The following is an 18,164-nucleotide window of genomic DNA, read 5'->3' on the forward strand; positions in this document are numbered from 1 at the left end:
ATTTATACAGAAAGGAGCATTTTATTTGTTATTATCAAAAATTGATATAGCTATAGTAATAGGGTACATGGTAGCAATGCTTTTCATGGGATATTTTTTAGGAAAAGACAACAAAAACCAAGAGGATTATTTCTTAGCAGGCAGATCCATGTCATGGTTACCTGTTGGACTATCTGTTGCTGCTACAATGATTAGTTGCAATGCTTTTGTTGGAGGACCTGGATGGGGATATGAAAATGGATTATTGCCATTTATGCAAAATATAGCTGTGCCTCTAAGTTTGTTTATTAGTATAACAATATTTATTCCTATGCTGTATAAATTAAAACTTACTTCTATATATGAATATGTAGAGTTAAGGCTTGGTAGCAAAACTAGGTTAATTGTAGTTTTAACATTTATAGCCAACTCCTTAATACAAGTTAGTTCTATGGTATTTATACCAGCATTAGTTTTAAATAGATTTACTGGCATAAGTATACACATAATAATACCTATTATAACTTTAATAGTAATTTTATACACATTGATTGGTGGAATAAAGGCTGTTATATGGACAGATGCAGTACAGATGGTAGTTATATGGGGAGGTATTATAGGTGGATTAATCTATGTATTTTCAAGTAGCCAAATAGGTTTCTTTGAAAGTATAGAAGCAGCTAAAGCAGTAGGAAAATTAAATGCTATAGATTTTTCACTAAGTACATCCCTAATTAATGAAAATGGAGTGTGGGTAGCACTTTTGGGTGGAGTTGTAATGTGGTCTAGATACTTTTCTTTTGACCAAACTCAAGTACAAAGGATGAACACAGCAAAATCTATTAAAGATTTAAAAAAATCTATTGTTATAAGTGGGATAATTATGAACACCTTATACTTTATATTTATTATGCTTGGGTCATTGCTATTTATCCAGTTTGGAGGAAAAGAATTCGCAAACTCAAATGATGTAATGGTGGAATTTATAAGCGGTTTACCTGCAGGCCTAATAGGATTACTTTTAGCAGGGTTGTTTTCAGCAGCCATGTCTAGTGTAAGCTCCATACTAAACTCCATGTCAACAGTATTTGTAAAAGACATATATGAAAGATATATAAGTAAAGGTAGGGAAGCAAGTTTAAAAACATCTATGTTTATATCTCTATTGTGGGGAATCCTTATATGCGTAGTTACTATAATTGCCTTTTCCGGAACTACACAATCAATTTTAGCTGTTATAGGAAATTATATTTCTTATATAAGTGGGCCATCATGTGGTGTGTTTTTATTGGCTATGCTTACAAAAAAAGCAAATGATAAAGGGACAGCTATAGGCTCAATACTAGGATTTGTATTTGTACTTATATTTGGAAAGGTTGCAGGGTTTACGTGGATGTGGAACTCAGCAGTGGGAACTATAGCAACTGTGGTATTTGGATATATAGCAAGCTGTTTAATAAAGGACAAGTTGCCTAAAAATGCAGCCCAATATACATTATTAGGCTACAGAAAAAAAATGATAGAAGAAGAAGAAACTTATGAAAATGGAATAAGTTTACTTCCTTTTAAAATAGATAAATATGGTGTTATATTATTAGGATTTTTCCTATTACAGTTTGTAATATTACTGATTTTATCTAAATAAATAGTTTAAAAATAAAAACAAAAGAATTAATTTTGGAGGATTTGATTATGAGTAAATATCAAGAAGCTAAAAAAATAACTAGAGAATACTTTGAAGCATTAGAAAAATCAACTGTTGAAAATAGAGTTGAAACTATAAAACAATTTACATCAGAAAACTACTTATGGAGAGGTGTTTATCCTTTTAGAGTTCAAGAAGGTGCACAAGCTTGTGTAGAAAACTTCTGGAATCCATTAATGCAATCAGTTAAACATTTACAAAGAAGACAAGATATTTTCATAGGTGGTACTAATGAAATAAGTGGAGAAACATGGACAATGAGTATGGGTCACTTCATGGGATTATTCGATGAAGATTTCCTAGGAGTAAGACATACTGGAAAAATGATATCTTTAAGATATGCTGAATTTACTTGTGTTGAAGAAGGTAAAATAACTCAAACTGGTTTATTCGTAGACTTAATAGGATTTATGCAACAAGCTGGTGCTTATCCATTACCACCTTCTACAGGACAATACTTTGTATATCCAGGACCAAGAAACCACGATGGATTATTATTTGAAGATGCTCCAGAAGAAGAAGGAGTAAAGACTTTAGCACTAGTTAACAAAATGGTTGATGATTTATCAGCATTAAATGACAGTGGAGCTATGGGATGCCCTCCAGAAGTGTTAGAAAAATCATGGTCAAAAGATATGATATGGTACGGACCAGCTGGAATAGGCGCATCTTACACTATACCAAGATACCAAATGCAACATCAATTACCATTTAGAAACAACTTAAAGGATAAAAAATTCAACGGACATGTATGTAGATTTGCTGAAGGTAACTTTGCTTGCTTCTTTGGATGGCCAAACTTATCAAACACTCCAATTGGTGGATTCTTAGGACTTCCAGGAGGAGAAATAAGAGCAGATATGCAAGTTGTTGATGTTTATTACAGAATAGATGACAAATTATGTGAAAACTGGGTATTAATAGACATACCATTCTGGTTAAAACAACAAGGACTAGATATATTTGATAGAACTGGAAAAATACTAAACCCAGTATTATAATTTAAAAATTAATATAAGAAAATTCTAAGATAAATACATGGCTAAGGAGCCATTAAAAGCTGATTTCTAATTTAAACAGAAGTCAGCTTTTTTATGTACTTGTGACTAAAAATAACTATTTACATAATTAGTTAGTATGATAAAATATATTATCTACAAGTAAAAAACTAATGATAGGAGTGACAATATGAGATCAAGATTTGAAGGTGGACTTCTAGGGCTTATAGGAGTTAATATATTAGCATGGGCTGTAACAGTCTTTACATTTGGAATAGCTGCACCTTGGGCTATGTGTATAAAATATAGATGGGAAGCTAAACATACAGTAATTGAAGGAAGAAGACTTAGATTTATAGGTAGTGGAGGAAGTTTATTTTTACACTATATAAAATGGTTAATACTTACTATTATTACTTTAGGAATATATGGATTCTGGCTTTATATAAAAATGTTACAATGGAAAACAGAAAATACTGTTTTTGAAGATTAAAATATATGATTTAAGGGTATTACAGTTGTAATGCCCTTTTTACATGTTAGGAAATTGTATTATTTAATTGTAGAAATACAGCAAAAAATAAGATATAATATTACGAAATTATATAATTATGAATGTGAATCTTGTCATTTAAAAAGAGCTCTACAGTTGTGAGTAAAAGTATAGGCAAGATGTATTCCATAGGAGGATAATATTATGATAGCAAGCCGTGGAAAGTTAGATGAAATATTGAAATACAATGAAGAATTTGTAAAAAACCAAGAATATAAACAATATGAAACATCCAGTAGACCTGACAAAAAGGTTGTAATACTATCATGTATGGATACTAGATTGACAGATTTGTTACCAAAGTCCATGAATCTTAGAAATGGAGATGCAAAAATAGTGAAAAATGCTGGAGCAGCAATAATGCATCCATTTGGAAGTATTATGAGAAGTATAGTAGTAGCTATATACGAATTTGATGTGGAAGAGGTATTGGTAGTAGGGCACCATGGATGTGGTATGTGTAATTTAGATACAGATGATTTATTAAATAAAGTATTAGATAGAGGTATACCTAACGAAACTATAGACACCCTTTCAAATGCAGGAATAAATGTAAAGGGATGGTTGCACGGGTTTGAATCAGTGGAACAGTCTATAGAAGATAGTGTTAGTCTTATAAAAAATCATCCTCTAGTACCAAATGACATTATTATACATGGATTAGTAATTTCTCCTGAAACAGGTAAAATAGACGTGGTAGTAGATGGATACAACAATAAATAATCAAAAAAAGGCTCTTAGGAGTCTTTTTTACTTACTAGGATACTATAATATTCTTTTGAATATAGAACATTTTTAGATAGAAGTATTATCAATACATTTAAGAAGTGTAAAAAAGTGAACTTTGAGCAACGGAGTTGCCTGAAGCGGTAGCGAAGGCATCTCGTTGGCGATATGAGCGAAGCGAATTTTTTACTGGTAAAAGCTACATTATGAATATTAAAAATTATATGCTATTATTGTAGAGTTAAATTAGACATAAGGGGGGAATTTGACGGATTATGGAAAATGATATTAAGCTGTCCAATATAGTTGAAAAACATGAAGAGTCAACTAAAACAAGATTATATGTACCTATTAAATATAAATTCATTATAAGTTTAGTCATAAGTATATTATGGGTGATTTTCTCCTATTATGTGTCTAAGCAATGGATTTTGGACTTATCTGAGGTAACGTCCTCAGTTTTTTTAGCAGTATTTATTATAGCAGGAATAGCCTATGTTCCAGGATTTATGAATGCATTTTTAGTATCCAGTTTGCTTTTAGATAAACAGCCTAAGTTTAAAGTAACTTATCCTGAAGATGAGGTAACTATTTTGGTGGCTGCCTACAATGAAGAGGCGGGTATTTTTAACACATTGAAATATATAAAAGAGCAAGAATACAAGGGTAAAATTCATACCATAGTAATAAACAACAATTCCAATGATAACACATGTGCCCAAGTGGAAAGAGCAAAGAAAGAGATGAACATGGATATTTTACTCCTACATGAAAATACTCCAGGAAAGTTCAACGCTCTAAATCATGGACTAAAATATGTAAAGACTAAGTATGTAATCACACTTGATGCAGATACTCTTATTCATAATAAGGCAGTAAATTACTTGATTTCTAGAGCTAACTCAGCACCAGATGATGTTTGCGCCGTTGCAGGTTCCATGTTAGTAAGAAATAGTAGAGAAAATTTATTAGCAAAAATACAAGAATGGGATTATTTTTTAAGTATTGCATCTATTAAGAGGATGCAAGGATTGTACCAAGGTACACTAGTTGCCCAAGGGGCATTTTCATTATACAAAACATCTGTAGTGCAAAATGTAGGTGGCTGGTCTGATGCAATTGGAGAAGATATTGTGCTAACTTGGAAAATATTAAAGCAAGGTTACAGAGTTTACTTTGAACCTCATGCAGTGGCATTTACAGATGTTCCAACAAAGCTATCTCACTTTGCAAAGCAACGTTCTCGTTGGGCAAGAGGAATGATAGAGGGGTTAAGAGAAGTAAAACCATGGCAACAACCTTCTATATATTATAAATTTTTGACAGGCATAGATTTGTTTATACCATATATGGATCTTAGCTATACATTCTTCTGGATACCAGGGGTAATATTAGCAGTATTCTTCCAAAAATACTATATAGTAGGACCTATGATGTTACTTGTATTTCCTCTAACACTGGTAAGTTTTTATATATTGTATTATTACCAAGCTCACGTTGTATTTAAAAACTTAAATCTTAAAGTAAGAAAAAACACTCTAGGATTTTTTATATTTATACTTTGCTACCAAATAGTAATGTCACCTGTTTCTTTATATGGTTATGTTCAGGAGCTAATAGGTGCAAAAAGGGTGTGGAAGTAGGATAGAGTTTAGGATATTTTTAGGTCGTCACATTTTGTGATGGCCTTTTTAAGTTTAAAAAACATAAAAAATGTAGAAAGATAGTAGAAAAAAATACATTAATTAATCACAAAAACTTAAAATACTATATTAATAATGTAAATTTTTCATTTGTTAAAAAAAATATGCATGAGATATTCCCTGGGAAAAACTCGATTTATATTTTTGAAACACTATGTAACGCTAATGAAACACCATGTAACGCTATGTAACATTTTTGAAACACCATGTAACGCTATGTAACAAAAATGAAACGCTAGAGATAGAGTAAGAGATAGAGTAAGAGATAGAGTAAGAGATAGAGATAGATAAAGAGATAGATAAAGATATAGACAAAGATTTTAGATAAAAAAGATTTTCTAGGTAAGTATGTGATTAATTTAAAAAAACTATGAAATATTACTAGACTTTTTGGAAAAGTAGATTATAATTAACTTAAAAATATGATTTAATTTTTGGATAATTATTCCAAAGTATCGTTAATCATGGAAAAGGCTGATTAGTTGTTTTTCCAACTAGAGGAGCACCGAATATGTTGCTCAACAAAAATAAACCCAAAGGATGTGATGAATTGTATTGTGTTGTTCAAGAGCGTGAGAGAAAAACTTTCAGCAAAGGAAAGAGCAAGGGATTAGTAGTGAACGCTTGTAAAATCAATAACCAGGAATTTTACTCCTACACTCATTCCGATGAAAAATTTCAACGACCTGTGAAAACAGCATACAAAGTCACATTGCACAGCAGCTACAGAGAAAACAATAAGGTGAAAAAAAGGCAATATAGCATTTGTACTATTGGGTATTACGATTTCGTAGATTATGGGTACTACGATTTTGTGGAGGATAGATTAAATGAGTTATCCCAAGAACTAAACATGACAGGTGAGGAAATTTATAGCTTGGTATGTTGCAAATTAAACCCTCTACAAGAAAAAATAAACCAGGAATACAAGGATACTGAGGAGTATAAGTGTTCTATGGAGGTGGAGGAAATTTTGCAAAGGTATAGACAAGCTAAGGCAGAGTTTGAAAATAAATACGGAGTAGGTAATTTTGATTATTGCTACGATGTATTTTTAAATTTGAGAAATGCAGAAAACCTAAAAAAAATAAAGCAGATCTATGAAGAGCAAGATTACTTCACAGGTAGTTACCAAAGAAAAAATCATAGTAACTACAAATACAATTCTAACAAAAGTAGCTACCAAGAAGAACAGGGTAGTAACTACGAATACAGTTCTAGGGAAAACTCCCATTACGGTGAAGATGATAAGAAAATATTGAAAAAAATATATAAGACTTTGGCTAGAAATTTTCATCCTGATAAAAATGACAATAGTGATGAAAGTGTTAGAGCTATGCAAATAATCAATGATTTGAAGGAGTTATGGCAATTATAGTTTAAGGCTTAGGTGTTAGTTTGGCAAAGTGTTTAGAATAGATGTGAAGGTATGTATGGGGATATTGATGGATTTTGGGATATATAATATTATATAGTTTTTTAGATTGGTATTTTAAAGGCCGTAACATTTTTGTTACGGCCTTTTTTACATGTTAGGAAATTATAGTTTGATTTGCGCTGTTAATAAGAATTGGAATTAAGCTTTATCAATTCGTTTAGAAAATGTAAAAAATGTACTTTTGAGCAACGGATTTGCCTGAAATTTCATAGCGCCCACGCAGTGGCTTAAAGCTATAGCAAAATGATTCGCCAACACGTGGCTCAAGGGAAGCGAGTTTTTTATTTTTAAATTAGTAGCTATGGATGAATGAAGATGAAATAATAACTAAGGAAGAATTTCAAGCTAGGAAATATGAGCTCACTAAAAAAATCAAAAAACTAGAAGAAAAAGCACATTTACTAATAATGGCTCTATCAGATGCTGTTAAGACACAGATACCTTATGAATTAATTAAGAGCATCCGCCAAGCCTATGGAATAACTGTGGAAAATCACCCAAGAAGCAATATTATAGTAGGAACAACTAATGCAGAAAGTGGATTTCTAAGAGATATAACAGGAAATAGAAGATTCTGGCCAGTTGAAGTAGCGGCCATGGCTTATGATGCTCAAAAAGAGGCTCTGGAATGTGATGATAGGGAAGGAATAATTAGAGAGTATGTTAAATGGTATAGGTGGCTGGGAAAGATTATTGTCAAACAAAACTGGGAAAATAAGATATGTTTTATATGGTCACCAAAAAACATTTATTAAACGCGAAATTTAAACCCAAGGCACAGTTAGGCACACCAAGGAACACCAAGGCACAGAAAATTTGACAGAAATACTGTGCCTTGGGAGATAGGCACAGCATAGGCACAGACATAGGCACAAGCTAGATGTTAGTAAAGAGCAGTGTTTGAAGGAGTGTGTGCCTAGTGTGCCTATAAAAGTTTCTAGTTATTTAATAACTACAAAATAATAAGAAAAAATAGCGCATATGTGTGCGCGCGCGTATAGGTTTTTTGGAACATAGGCACAAGGCATGATATTTATAGAAAATGGAGAGAAATGATGAATATTTTAATGGAAGATATACCTTATAATTAACATACAATGGCAGACATAGTGGGAACTGCTAGTTAAGGGCAAGGGTGTCAATCGTGAGGTGGAATCTGAAGGAAGCCTACGGCAAAATCTCGGTTAACTACATATGCGGCTATTAGAAACGGACAAGTTTGCCATACAAAACAAAGTCCAACACTATCCGAAATAATGTAGCAGATATATCATTAATAAAGGATGTACTTTCTAAAGTAGCTCGCCCACACGTGGCTCAAATGATAACCTACATAGTGATCTTAGTTAACCGCCGTGTACCCAACGGTACGCACGGTGGTGTGAGAGTACGCTAAATAAAATAATTATTTAGCTCCTACTCGATATGAATAAATTGATAAATTTAGTGGTTAAAAAAGAGTATATTTCTTAAAAATGTCGACATCAAATGACAAATAATCTATAAAATTTATGGTATATTGTTTATTGCAAATTTATTAAGAATTACATTGGGAGGAGTTATGACAAAGAAGCATGCTTGTAATTGTATTAAGTGCTAAGGGGTACACAAATTTGTGTAGGCCTTGTATATGAAAGATATATCTTTATAAGGGTGTATTAAATTATATATACAAATTATTAGATAGAAACGGACAAGAGTACTGGTAACAAGAACCAGGCGTTAGAGGTGGCCATAAGAAATTAAAAATATATAGTAAATTAGATTGTCCATCAGCACGAAGATACATTGCTTAGGAGCAGTATGTTCAGTATTTAAGGAGGAGAAGATAGCTATTGCTTATGGATACAGGCCTTATGGAGTTTGTATGAAGGAAGAATATAAAAACTGAAAAGATAATGATTTTCAATAGGTAATAATTATATTTTGTTTTATTAAAAATTATGATGATATTTTATATGTAAAAATAAAAAATAATATATAAAAATGTTGCTTTTACTGCTTGATTATAAAAATAGAATATGATGATTATAAATGATATAATAATTGTATTAAAAGTGTAATTATAAATGGAGGAATGGAATGAGTACAATAGAGGATGTTATGGTTTATTATTGCGAGCAATGTAATACACCTGTATTAATTAATGAAAAATCAGCTGATTATAGTTGTCCAATATGTAATAATGAAGCAATATATATATCTACAGATGCAAGACCTGTATATCCAGAAGAAAGACTTATGTTAGAAGCATCCATAGGAGAACCATTAAAGTTTATAAAAGATGATGTTTGGAATATAAAAGGAAGCAAATATGTTGTTAATGGGAAAATATTAGATTTAAAGGTAAAGGATATAGTGTCTAATAGTCCAGATAAAATCAGAAGCATAATTGAAAAATATAGTTCAAAAAACAAATACAAATATTTCAATAATTACATAGAAAAATTTGTATTAACTAATAAGTATAGATTAAGCTTAATAAGCGATGAAGCAATAAGCTATGTGCAAGAAGTATCTAAGGATTATGATTTTGAGAGTATGTTTGTATCTTTTAGTGGTGGAAAAGATTCAACTGTTGTTTCAGATGTAGTGATGAAAGGGTTAGCTAGTTCTGATATCATACACATATTTGGAGATACAACTTTAGAATTAAGTTCAACATATGAATATGTAAAAAACTATAAGAAGGCGCATCCAAATTTATTAATGAGAACAGTTAGAAATAATGAAAAAGATTTTGTTGAGTTAACGAAAGAAAATTTTGGACCGCCATCAAGGGTAATGCGTTGGTGTTGTACTATATTCAAAACAGGACCTATAAGTAGAAAAATAGATGCATTATTTAAAAGGAAAAAAGAAATTTTAACATTCTATGGGATAAGAAGAAGTGAATCTGTATCAAGAAGTAAGTATGAAAGGGACTATGAAAGTCCTAAAATAACGAAGCAAAGGGTAGTTAGCCCTATTATAGACTGGAAAGATATTGATGTTTGGCTGTATATATTAGCTAATGATGTATTAATTAATGATGCATATAAAGTGGGATACTCAAGAGTGGGTTGTTGGTGTTGTCCTAATAATAGCTCATGGTCTGAATATATGAGTAAATTATATGAACCTAAAAGATATGAAGAATGGAGAAATATTTTAGTTGAATTTGCAACTAAGATAGGTAAACCAGATCCAGAAGATTATGTTGATGAGGGTGGATGGAAAGCGAGACAAGGTGGTAATGGATTAGATGTAAGTAGAACTAAGCTCGTTTCTGATGTATGTACAACTCAAGAAAATGCTAAAATTTATAACTTAAAAAGACCTATAGATGATGACCTATATGAACTTTTTAAACCATTTGGAAAAATTGACAAAGAAAGTGGTAGAAGGATAATAAATGAAGTTTTAGTTTTAGATAGAAGAACATCTCAGCCTATTATAGGCATAGAAGGTAATTATGGAAGTAATAAATTAAAAGTCGTAATAATGGACAAAAAAAACCCCACATTATTTGAAAAAAGAATAGAATGCCAAATTACAAAATTTCAATTATGTATGGAGTGTTTAGCTTGTGAGAGCATATGCAAGTTTGATGCTATAAAAATAAAAAATGGTAGATATTCAATAAATGATAAAAAATGTTGTGGATGTTTAGAATGTGTAACCCACTTTGTTGGAGGGTGCTATATACGTAAAATATTATATACAAAAAATGAGGTGTAAGAATAAATGAAAATAAAGGGACATCAAAGCTTTCATATAAGAAGAGGATGGATATACAAGGGATTAACTAAAGTGAATGCAAATGAGGAAGTATTTATAGAAAAAAGTAGTGCACTTACAGATGAATTTGGTATAGGGACCAACATGGTAGCAGCTTTAAAATATTGGTTAGAAGCTTTGAACTTAGTAAGAAAAGTAAGAAGAGGAAATCAAACTATTTATAGATTAACAGAAATTGCAGAAATGATATTGAGAAAAGATCCATATTTAGAAGAAATTGAAACTTGGGAATTATTACATTATAGTTTAGCGACTAATGAAGATCAGGCTACTACTTGGTATTGGTTCTTTAATGAATATAAAGGAAACAAATTTAGCAAAGATAATTTAGTTAATAGTTTAAATGAATATATATTAAATACTTATCAAAAAGAAGTTGCTGAAAGAAGTATTAATGATGACATATCTTGTTTATTAAATACTTATATAAGTAAGCCAGGTAAAACACCTGAAGATAATATAGAAAGTCCATTTGCTGAGTTAGAATTGATAACTTTTGTAAATAGTAGGAATGGAAAATACATTTATACAAAAACTCATAAAAATAGTATAAATATTTATTTAGCCTATTATATACTTGTTAATTTATCAAATGGAAAAAACAATATAGAAATAAAGAAAATAATAGAATCACCTAAAAGTATAGGCAATATATTTAACTTAAATGATTATGAAGTGATGGATTTAATGGATTCATTACAAAATGAAGGATTAATAAAGACTGTTAGAACAGGTGGATTAGATTATATTACACTTTCAGACATAAATAGTCCTATAGACAAATTAGAAAAAATATACGAATAGGGAGATAGGAATATGATAAAAGATATTTTAATATTAGATAACGATATTAAATCATCTATTAATTTAAATTTAGATTTTAAAGATAGATCAAAAACAAATTCATATATAGTCACATATAAATCAGTTGAAATTATAAATGAAATTATAAAAACTTTTAATGACAACAGCAAAAACAAAGCAAAATTGTTAACAGGGCCATATGGAAAAGGCAAATCACATTTAGCGCTATATATTGCTCATTTACTTTCAAATTCGGAAAAAAATCCTGAAGATTACAAATTACTCTTAAAGAAAAGCAATGAATTAGGTGAAAATGCTTATAACTTAACTCAAAACTTTATCGAGTCACAAGACAAATATTTACCTGTTATCTTAAATTCAACACCATATAATAAGAGTTTTACTGACATACTTGTTTACAGTTTAAAAAATGCATTAATAAATAATGGTATAGATGATTTAAGATTAGATTTCTATTTTGAAAAAGCAGTTGAAAAGATAGAAGCATGGCAAGACAAATATGAAACAACATTTAACCAGTTTACGAAAATATTAGGAGAAGATGCCGAAGAGTTTAAAAATAAATTACATGATTATGATATAAATGCTTACAACAAATTTAAAAAAATATATATGCAACTTACTGCAGGTGAAGAGTTTAAACCATACATGGATATTCACCCAATAAAAATATATGAAAAAACTTGTGAAAAAATAAAGGAAAAAGGATACAAAGGGATATTTATTTTATATGATGAGTTCTCAAAATATATTGAATATCTAGTATCTAAAAATGACGTACTAGATATCAAACTATTACAAGATTTTGCAGAGTTTTGTAATAGAAGTAAAGATGATACTAAAGTTGTAATGATGTTGATATCTCATAAATCAATTGGACAATACACTGATAAGGCAGACAAAAGTAATGTTGATAATTGGAGGGGTATAGAAGGAAGATTTGATGAGATAAATTATAATGATTTTTCTAATCAGCAATATGAGATAATATCTTATGCAATAAAAAAAGACGAAAAAAAATGGAATAAATATAAATCTATTAATATGAATTATTTTATGAATCTAATTGATAATTATGATTTAAGAAGATTATTTACAGACTTAACAGATGAAGAGTACAAAGAATGGATAATTAATGGAGCATATCCTCTACATCCAATAGCATCATACTGTTTACCAAGAATATCAGAAAGGGTAGCACAAAATGAAAGAACATTATTTACATTCTTATGTAAAAATGAAAACAATACTCTTATAGATTATGTTACGAATCATAATGAAGAAGTTAAGCTAGATGCAATATTTGATTTCTTTGAAGAGGGTATTGAGAATCTTGGAAAAGGTGATGAAATATACAAAATTTTAAAAAGAACAAACATAGTATTACAAAATATAGAAGACGAATTAGAAATTAAAGTAATTAAATCTATAGCTATAATTCAAATGATAAATAACTTCTCACTACTTAAGCCAGGTATAAGGTCAATAAAACAATTATATGGAGAAAAAGGTGAAGAAGTATTAATAAAGCTTATAAAAGAAAATCATTTAATTCATAGAAAGCTAAGCGATGCTATCGATATTTCAAGTAACAATGATATTGAAGTATTTAATGAAATTCAAAATATAAAAGAGAATAATAAACGTATTGATATAAATAAATTTTTAAATGATAACTTCAAAAATTTATTTATTGAAAGTAAAAGTCATAATGATAGAAATTGTATAATTCGTTATTTTAAAATTAAATTTATAGGCTCAGATAAAAATAACAATTATATAATACAAGATTTAAATGAGGAACCATCTGATGGAATAGTATATATTACTGAAAATCCTATAAGTATAGATGAAAGCTTAGATGTAATATTTATAAAAAATGTTATTGATAGCCCAAAACTAGAAATTATAAAAGATTTATATGCAATTAAGTTAATAAAAAGCAAAAAAGATTTATATTCAACTATAAAATCAGAAATTGACTCACTAGAAGCTCAATATGAGAATAATGTAGTTAATTATTTAAATAAAATACTACAAATGAGATACAATAATGAAGTTTACTATCAAAACAAATTAAAAAAAATAAACAATAAGAGAGATTTATCAAAGTTAGTTTCTAAAATTATGGATAATGTGTATGAAAGAACACCTATTATAAATAATGAGATGATTAATAAGACAGAGCCATCTAGTGTGGTTCTTAGCTCAAGAACTAAAGTTATCGATCAAATTATTCAATATGCAGAACGTAAAGAAATTGTATTTAGAAAAGGTAGTTTAGAAGCTACAATAATGAGAGCAGTTTTAAAAGTTGGAGTTGGTTTAAGTAAAGTTAATGATGAAACATACTTACTTGATTATAATGTATTAGACAAAAATCCAGCAGATAATTTTACTTATTTGTTAATAAAAATAGATAAAGAAATTAAAAAGGCTTTAAACACAGAATTAAATATGTCATCACTTTATGAACTAATGACATCTAAGTCAGAAAAATTTGGGGTGAAAAAAGGTGTTATACCTTTAATACTAGCTTACTCACTTAGCAAATATAAAAAATATTTATCTATATTTAATTATGGAAATGAAGTAGTACTAAATTCTGAAACATTAATAAATATAGATAAAAACCCAGAAAAATATAGCATTAGATTAGAAGAATTTACACATGAAAAAGAAGTGTATTTAAATGAGTTGCAAGAGATATTTAGTGAGTACATTAACGAAAATGATAAAAGATATGATAGCTTAAACTACATTATAATTGCCATAAAAAGATGGTTTTTATATCTAAGCAAATATGCTAGAAATACGAAAAGAGTTTATTTAGGAGATGAAAAATACGAAAAACTATCAAAAGCTGATGTTAAATTGAAAAATAAATTAAGAACATTAAATGAAAATTCTATTAAATTCTTATTTGAAGAATTATTAATGATTTTTGAAACTAATAGCTACAAAGAATTAATAGAAAAACTAAGTGTAACTAAGTGCAAAATAGATAATTTAACAAACAGTGTATGCTTGAATATAGAAAAAGATATAAAGCGAATATTCAACTTAAAAGAGGAAGTATCAGTAAATAACGGCTTAAGTAATTGGAAAGATGGATTAAGTGCAAATCGTATATATACAAATAATCTAATGACATCCTTACTAGATGTGATAGATAATCATAAAGATTTAAATAATTTAGGAGCATATTTAAATAAATTATCTAATTGTTTATTAGGTATATATGTTTCTGATTGGAATGACGATACTCCAACAATATTTATATCAAAGTTAAAAGAATTAAAAAAAGATATAGATGAGTTTCATGAACAAAATGATGAGTTACAAAGTCAATTTGAAATTGCAGCAACTCAAGAAATTGAATTAAGTAATAGAGCAGAAATGTTATTTGAAGATTTAAAAGAAACATTAGAAGATTATTCATCATATGTTTCAGGAGAAGAAAAACAATATATTATCTTAGAATTATTAAAGCACATTTAAGTAAGGAGAAAAATATGGACGGTGTATATTTAGATAATGCAGCTACGACATTTCCAAAACCGAATGAAGTATATAACTATATGGTTGAAATGTATAAAACATTAGGTATTAACGTTGGAAGGAATAAAAGTAATTCATCAGAAAATGTAGATGGAATAGTTACATCAACAAGATGTATGATAAAAGAATTAGCAAATGCAACATATGAATATGAAACAATATTTGAGCCTTCATCAACAATAGCTTTAAATCAAATATTGTTTGGACTTGATTATAGTAATATAAAGAACATTTATATTACTAAATTTGAGCATAATGCAGTTTTAAGAACTCTTCATGAAGTATCAAAAAATAAAGATGTTAAAATAAATTTTTTAGAATTTAATAGTGATAAGTGGAGCTATGATATAGAAAAAATTAAATATGATTTTTCTAAAGATAAACCAGATTTAATAATAGTGAACCATGTTAGTAATGTATTTGGATATATTACGGATATAAATGAAATGTATGAAATATCTAAAAAATACAACCCTATTTATGTTATAGATGCATCGCAATCATTAGGTGTAGAAGAGATAGATTTAACTAGATTTAAATTTGACTTTATTGTTTTTGCAGGTCATAAAACATTATATGCACCATTTGGTATTGCAGGATTTATAATGAACAAAAATATAGAATTAAAACCATATATATTTGGTGGAACAGGTACTGAATCTGCTAATATGGATATGCCTAAAGGCTTACCAACAAGATACGAAGCTGGAAGTATGAATATACTTTCAGTATTTGGTCTATATAAAGCATTATTATGGAACCAAAAAATAGGTAGAGAAAATATCAGAAATAGGGAAGTTGAGCTTACAGAAAAATTAGTACAAGTTATAAAAAAATATGATTTTATTGAAAGTTATATACCTTGTAAGAATCATATAGGTATAGTTTCGTTTAAGTTTAGGGGGTATCCAGTAGATTCAATGGCGCAAGTTTTATCAGATGAGTATAATATTGCATTGAGAAGTGGTTTGCACTGCGCACCTTTAGCACATGAGATAAGCAATAGTGGAGAGGAAGGAACAATAAGGGTTAGTATAGGGTATTTTACAACAGAAGAAGATATAGAAAAATTAGATGAAGCTCTAAGTGAATTAGAATGTGAAATATAGCAATTAAAGGGGGAAATTGATGTATATGGGTAAAATAGGAAATGATTTTATAGAATATCTTAATTCAATGAATAATGCTAATAGTAGTAATAAGAATGCTTTAGCCGAATCTCAAGTACTAAGTAAATATTATGACAAAATAAAAATAGATAGAAAACTAGGGGAAGTACTATACGAAAGGCTATTTAATGAAAATGCAAAAGCAGTTATTTTAACAGGACATGCAGGAGATGGAAAGACAAGTATATTAATTCAAATATTAAATCAATTAGGCTACTTTGATAGTGGGAAAAAATCACTTAGTGAAAGTGAACTATACAACAATAAATTGTTTTATGTAAAAGACATGAGTGAATTAAACGAAGAAAAACAAAAAGAAATGCTTAAAAAATTTTTGAAGTATCCAAACAAAGGAGTTTCTTCTTTGCTTATTTCTAATACAGGTCCTTTAATAAACACGTTTGATAATATTATGGATGAAGTAGATTCAGAAACTTTAGAGGTAAATATATTAAATGAACTTGATAATAACAGCCTTAACCCTATTAAAGTTAATATAGATGATGAAGAGTGTAGCTTTATAGCAGTAAATATGGCTAATATAGACAATACATACCTGGTAAAAGAAATACTTTACAATTTATTACAAAGTGAACTATGGGAAAAATGTAAAAATTGTGAGGTTAAGACTAAATGTCCAATTGCATTCAACTATTATACATGTAGTGAAAATTTAGATAGAATTACAGTAATATTAGAACAAATTTATGTTTGGTTTAAAGAAAATGAATCAAGATTAACGATTAGACAAATGTTATCTCATTTATCATTTGCACTAACAGGTAACTTAAGTTGTGAGGAAATTAATAAAAGTATTATATATAAAAATGATGCTGTATTTGATTACGCATTTCCAAACCTACTATTTGGTTACAAAGGTGTAAAGAGAATAAATGAAAGTTTAAATATAAAAGCGATCAAAGAGTTAAACAAAGTGGCAATGGATGAAAATGCATTATTTGCTGATTATCAATTATTTGTTCGTGAAGATTTCGATATGTTTGATGAGAAAATAAAATTTGTGTTAGAAGAACAATTAAAATCACATCAATCAGATTTAGGTATAAACAGTGAAAATGCAACTAAGTTAAGAAGATCATTAAGAAGATTTTATATATTATTTAGTAAATTAGATGATGTTGAGTTTGAAAAACTTAAGAATGAAGTATTTTCAGAGGCATTTAATACTTATTATAAATTAAGAAAAAAAAGTAAAATATCTAATAAAGAAAAGGCTAGATTAGAAGATATTGTCTTTGAAGGATTATATAAGACTTTTGTCGGAGTTTATCCTAAAAACCAAGAAAATTTATACTTAACGGTTAAAAAGGAGCTAGATGATATACAAAATGTACAATTAATACTTGGAGAAGTTCCTAAAGATGATATAAATATAAAAAATGAATTAAAATATTCACCATTTAAAGAAAATACTGAACAATATGAAATTAAAATAAAATTTAAGATGTGTAAAAGTTTAGTAAGTTTAACATACCAGATGTATCAGTATTTTATGAGAATAAGTGAAGGTGAAGTTTTTACGAGTTTAAATCCTAGTTTTACTTTTGGTTTAAATAATTTAAAGGCAAAACTATTGAAAAATTACAGAAATAATAAAGAAGATGAGTGTGAAAATAATCCAAAAATAAAATTGTTAGTAATAAAGAAAGATAGTGTAGATAAGATCAACTTTATTATTGAAGATGATGAAATGGAAATACGATAGG

Annotated in this window: 12 protein-coding genes; all 12 read left to right on the forward strand. The window is 28.7% G+C overall.

Annotation, left to right across the window (positions count from 1 at the left end; translation table 11 throughout):
* Positions 1-25 precede the first annotated feature (25 nt).
* The 12 genes from JW646_RS12290 to JW646_RS12345 all read left to right on the forward strand — a co-directional run bounded on the left by JW646_RS12290 (position 26) and on the right by JW646_RS12345 (position 18,163).
* On the forward strand, positions 26-1,624 hold the full coding sequence (locus JW646_RS12290) for a sodium:solute symporter family transporter (protein ID WP_228415318.1): 1,599 nt from the start codon (positions 26-28) through the stop codon (positions 1,622-1,624).
* Between the two features lie 47 nt (positions 1,625-1,671).
* Positions 1,672-2,685, forward strand: coding sequence for a nuclear transport factor 2 family protein (locus JW646_RS12295; protein WP_228415319.1), 1,014 nt, complete (start codon positions 1,672-1,674; stop codon positions 2,683-2,685).
* A gap of 187 nt (positions 2,686-2,872) precedes the next feature.
* Positions 2,873-3,175 carry a YjgN family protein gene (locus JW646_RS12300; protein ID WP_074914445.1) on the forward strand — a complete coding sequence of 101 codons (303 nt, stop codon included), beginning with the start codon at positions 2,873-2,875 and terminating at the stop codon, positions 3,173-3,175.
* A 204-nt stretch (positions 3,176-3,379) separates the two neighbouring features.
* Entirely contained in the window at positions 3,380-3,958 is a 579-nt protein-coding gene (locus tag JW646_RS12305) for a beta-class carbonic anhydrase (RefSeq protein WP_228415320.1), read from the forward strand.
* A gap of 278 nt (positions 3,959-4,236) precedes the next feature.
* Positions 4,237-5,604, forward strand: a complete 1,368-nt coding sequence (locus tag JW646_RS12310) for a glycosyltransferase (RefSeq protein WP_228415321.1) — start codon at positions 4,237-4,239, stop codon at positions 5,602-5,604.
* A 571-nt stretch (positions 5,605-6,175) separates the two neighbouring features.
* Positions 6,176-7,042 carry a J domain-containing protein gene (locus JW646_RS12315; protein WP_228415322.1) on the forward strand — a complete coding sequence of 289 codons (867 nt, stop codon included), beginning with the start codon at positions 6,176-6,178 and terminating at the stop codon, positions 7,040-7,042.
* A 365-nt stretch (positions 7,043-7,407) separates the two neighbouring features.
* Complete coding sequence (locus JW646_RS20230; RefSeq protein ID WP_331478017.1) at positions 7,408-7,857, forward strand: VapE domain-containing protein; 450 nt, start codon at positions 7,408-7,410, stop codon at positions 7,855-7,857.
* A 1,327-nt stretch (positions 7,858-9,184) separates the two neighbouring features.
* The gene (locus JW646_RS12325; RefSeq protein WP_228415323.1) at positions 9,185-10,822 is read left to right on the forward strand and encodes a phosphoadenosine phosphosulfate reductase domain-containing protein; all 1,638 of its coding nucleotides are present in this window, start codon (positions 9,185-9,187) and stop codon (positions 10,820-10,822) included.
* 6 nt (positions 10,823-10,828) lie between these two features.
* Entirely contained in the window at positions 10,829-11,686 is an 858-nt protein-coding gene (locus JW646_RS12330; protein WP_228415324.1) for a DUF4007 family protein, read from the forward strand.
* A gap of 12 nt (positions 11,687-11,698) precedes the next feature.
* Entirely contained in the window at positions 11,699-15,208 is a 3,510-nt protein-coding gene (locus tag JW646_RS12335) for a hypothetical protein (protein WP_228415325.1), read from the forward strand.
* Between the two features lie 14 nt (positions 15,209-15,222).
* A complete protein-coding gene (locus tag JW646_RS12340; protein WP_228415326.1) occupies positions 15,223-16,377 on the forward strand; it encodes an aminotransferase class V-fold PLP-dependent enzyme in 1,155 nt (384 codons plus the stop codon).
* A gap of 25 nt (positions 16,378-16,402) precedes the next feature.
* Positions 16,403-18,163: a hypothetical protein gene (locus tag JW646_RS12345; protein WP_228415327.1), complete on the forward strand. Its 1,761-nt coding sequence runs from the start codon at positions 16,403-16,405 to the stop codon at positions 18,161-18,163.
* The last annotated feature ends 1 nt before the right edge of the window (position 18,164 follow it).

This window comes from Terrisporobacter hibernicus (assembly GCF_020809405.1).
Classification (GTDB): Bacteria; Bacillota; Clostridia; order Peptostreptococcales; family Peptostreptococcaceae; genus Terrisporobacter; species Terrisporobacter petrolearius.

Excerpts from the sequence above, each read along its gene's own strand:
- JW646_RS12335 (WP_228415325.1), top strand. The coding sequence starts at position 11,699 with ATGATAAAAGATATTTTAATATTAGATAACGATATTAAATCATCTATT.
- JW646_RS12345 (WP_228415327.1), top strand. The coding sequence starts at position 16,403 with ATGGGTAAAATAGGAAATGATTTTATAGAATATCTTAATTCAATGAAT.
- JW646_RS12340 (WP_228415326.1), top strand. The coding sequence starts at position 15,223 with ATGGACGGTGTATATTTAGATAATGCAGCTACGACATTTCCAAAACCG.
- JW646_RS12295 (WP_228415319.1), top strand. The coding sequence starts at position 1,672 with ATGAGTAAATATCAAGAAGCTAAAAAAATAACTAGAGAATACTTTGAA.
- JW646_RS12315 (WP_228415322.1), top strand. The coding sequence starts at position 6,176 with ATGTTGCTCAACAAAAATAAACCCAAAGGATGTGATGAATTGTATTGT.
- JW646_RS12310 (WP_228415321.1), top strand. The coding sequence starts at position 4,237 with ATGGAAAATGATATTAAGCTGTCCAATATAGTTGAAAAACATGAAGAG.
- JW646_RS20230 (WP_331478017.1), top strand. The coding sequence starts at position 7,408 with ATGAATGAAGATGAAATAATAACTAAGGAAGAATTTCAAGCTAGGAAA.
- JW646_RS12305 (WP_228415320.1), top strand. The coding sequence starts at position 3,380 with ATGATAGCAAGCCGTGGAAAGTTAGATGAAATATTGAAATACAATGAA.
- JW646_RS12300 (WP_074914445.1), top strand. The coding sequence starts at position 2,873 with ATGAGATCAAGATTTGAAGGTGGACTTCTAGGGCTTATAGGAGTTAAT.
- JW646_RS12330 (WP_228415324.1), top strand. The coding sequence starts at position 10,829 with ATGAAAATAAAGGGACATCAAAGCTTTCATATAAGAAGAGGATGGATA.
- JW646_RS12325 (WP_228415323.1), top strand. The coding sequence starts at position 9,185 with ATGAGTACAATAGAGGATGTTATGGTTTATTATTGCGAGCAATGTAAT.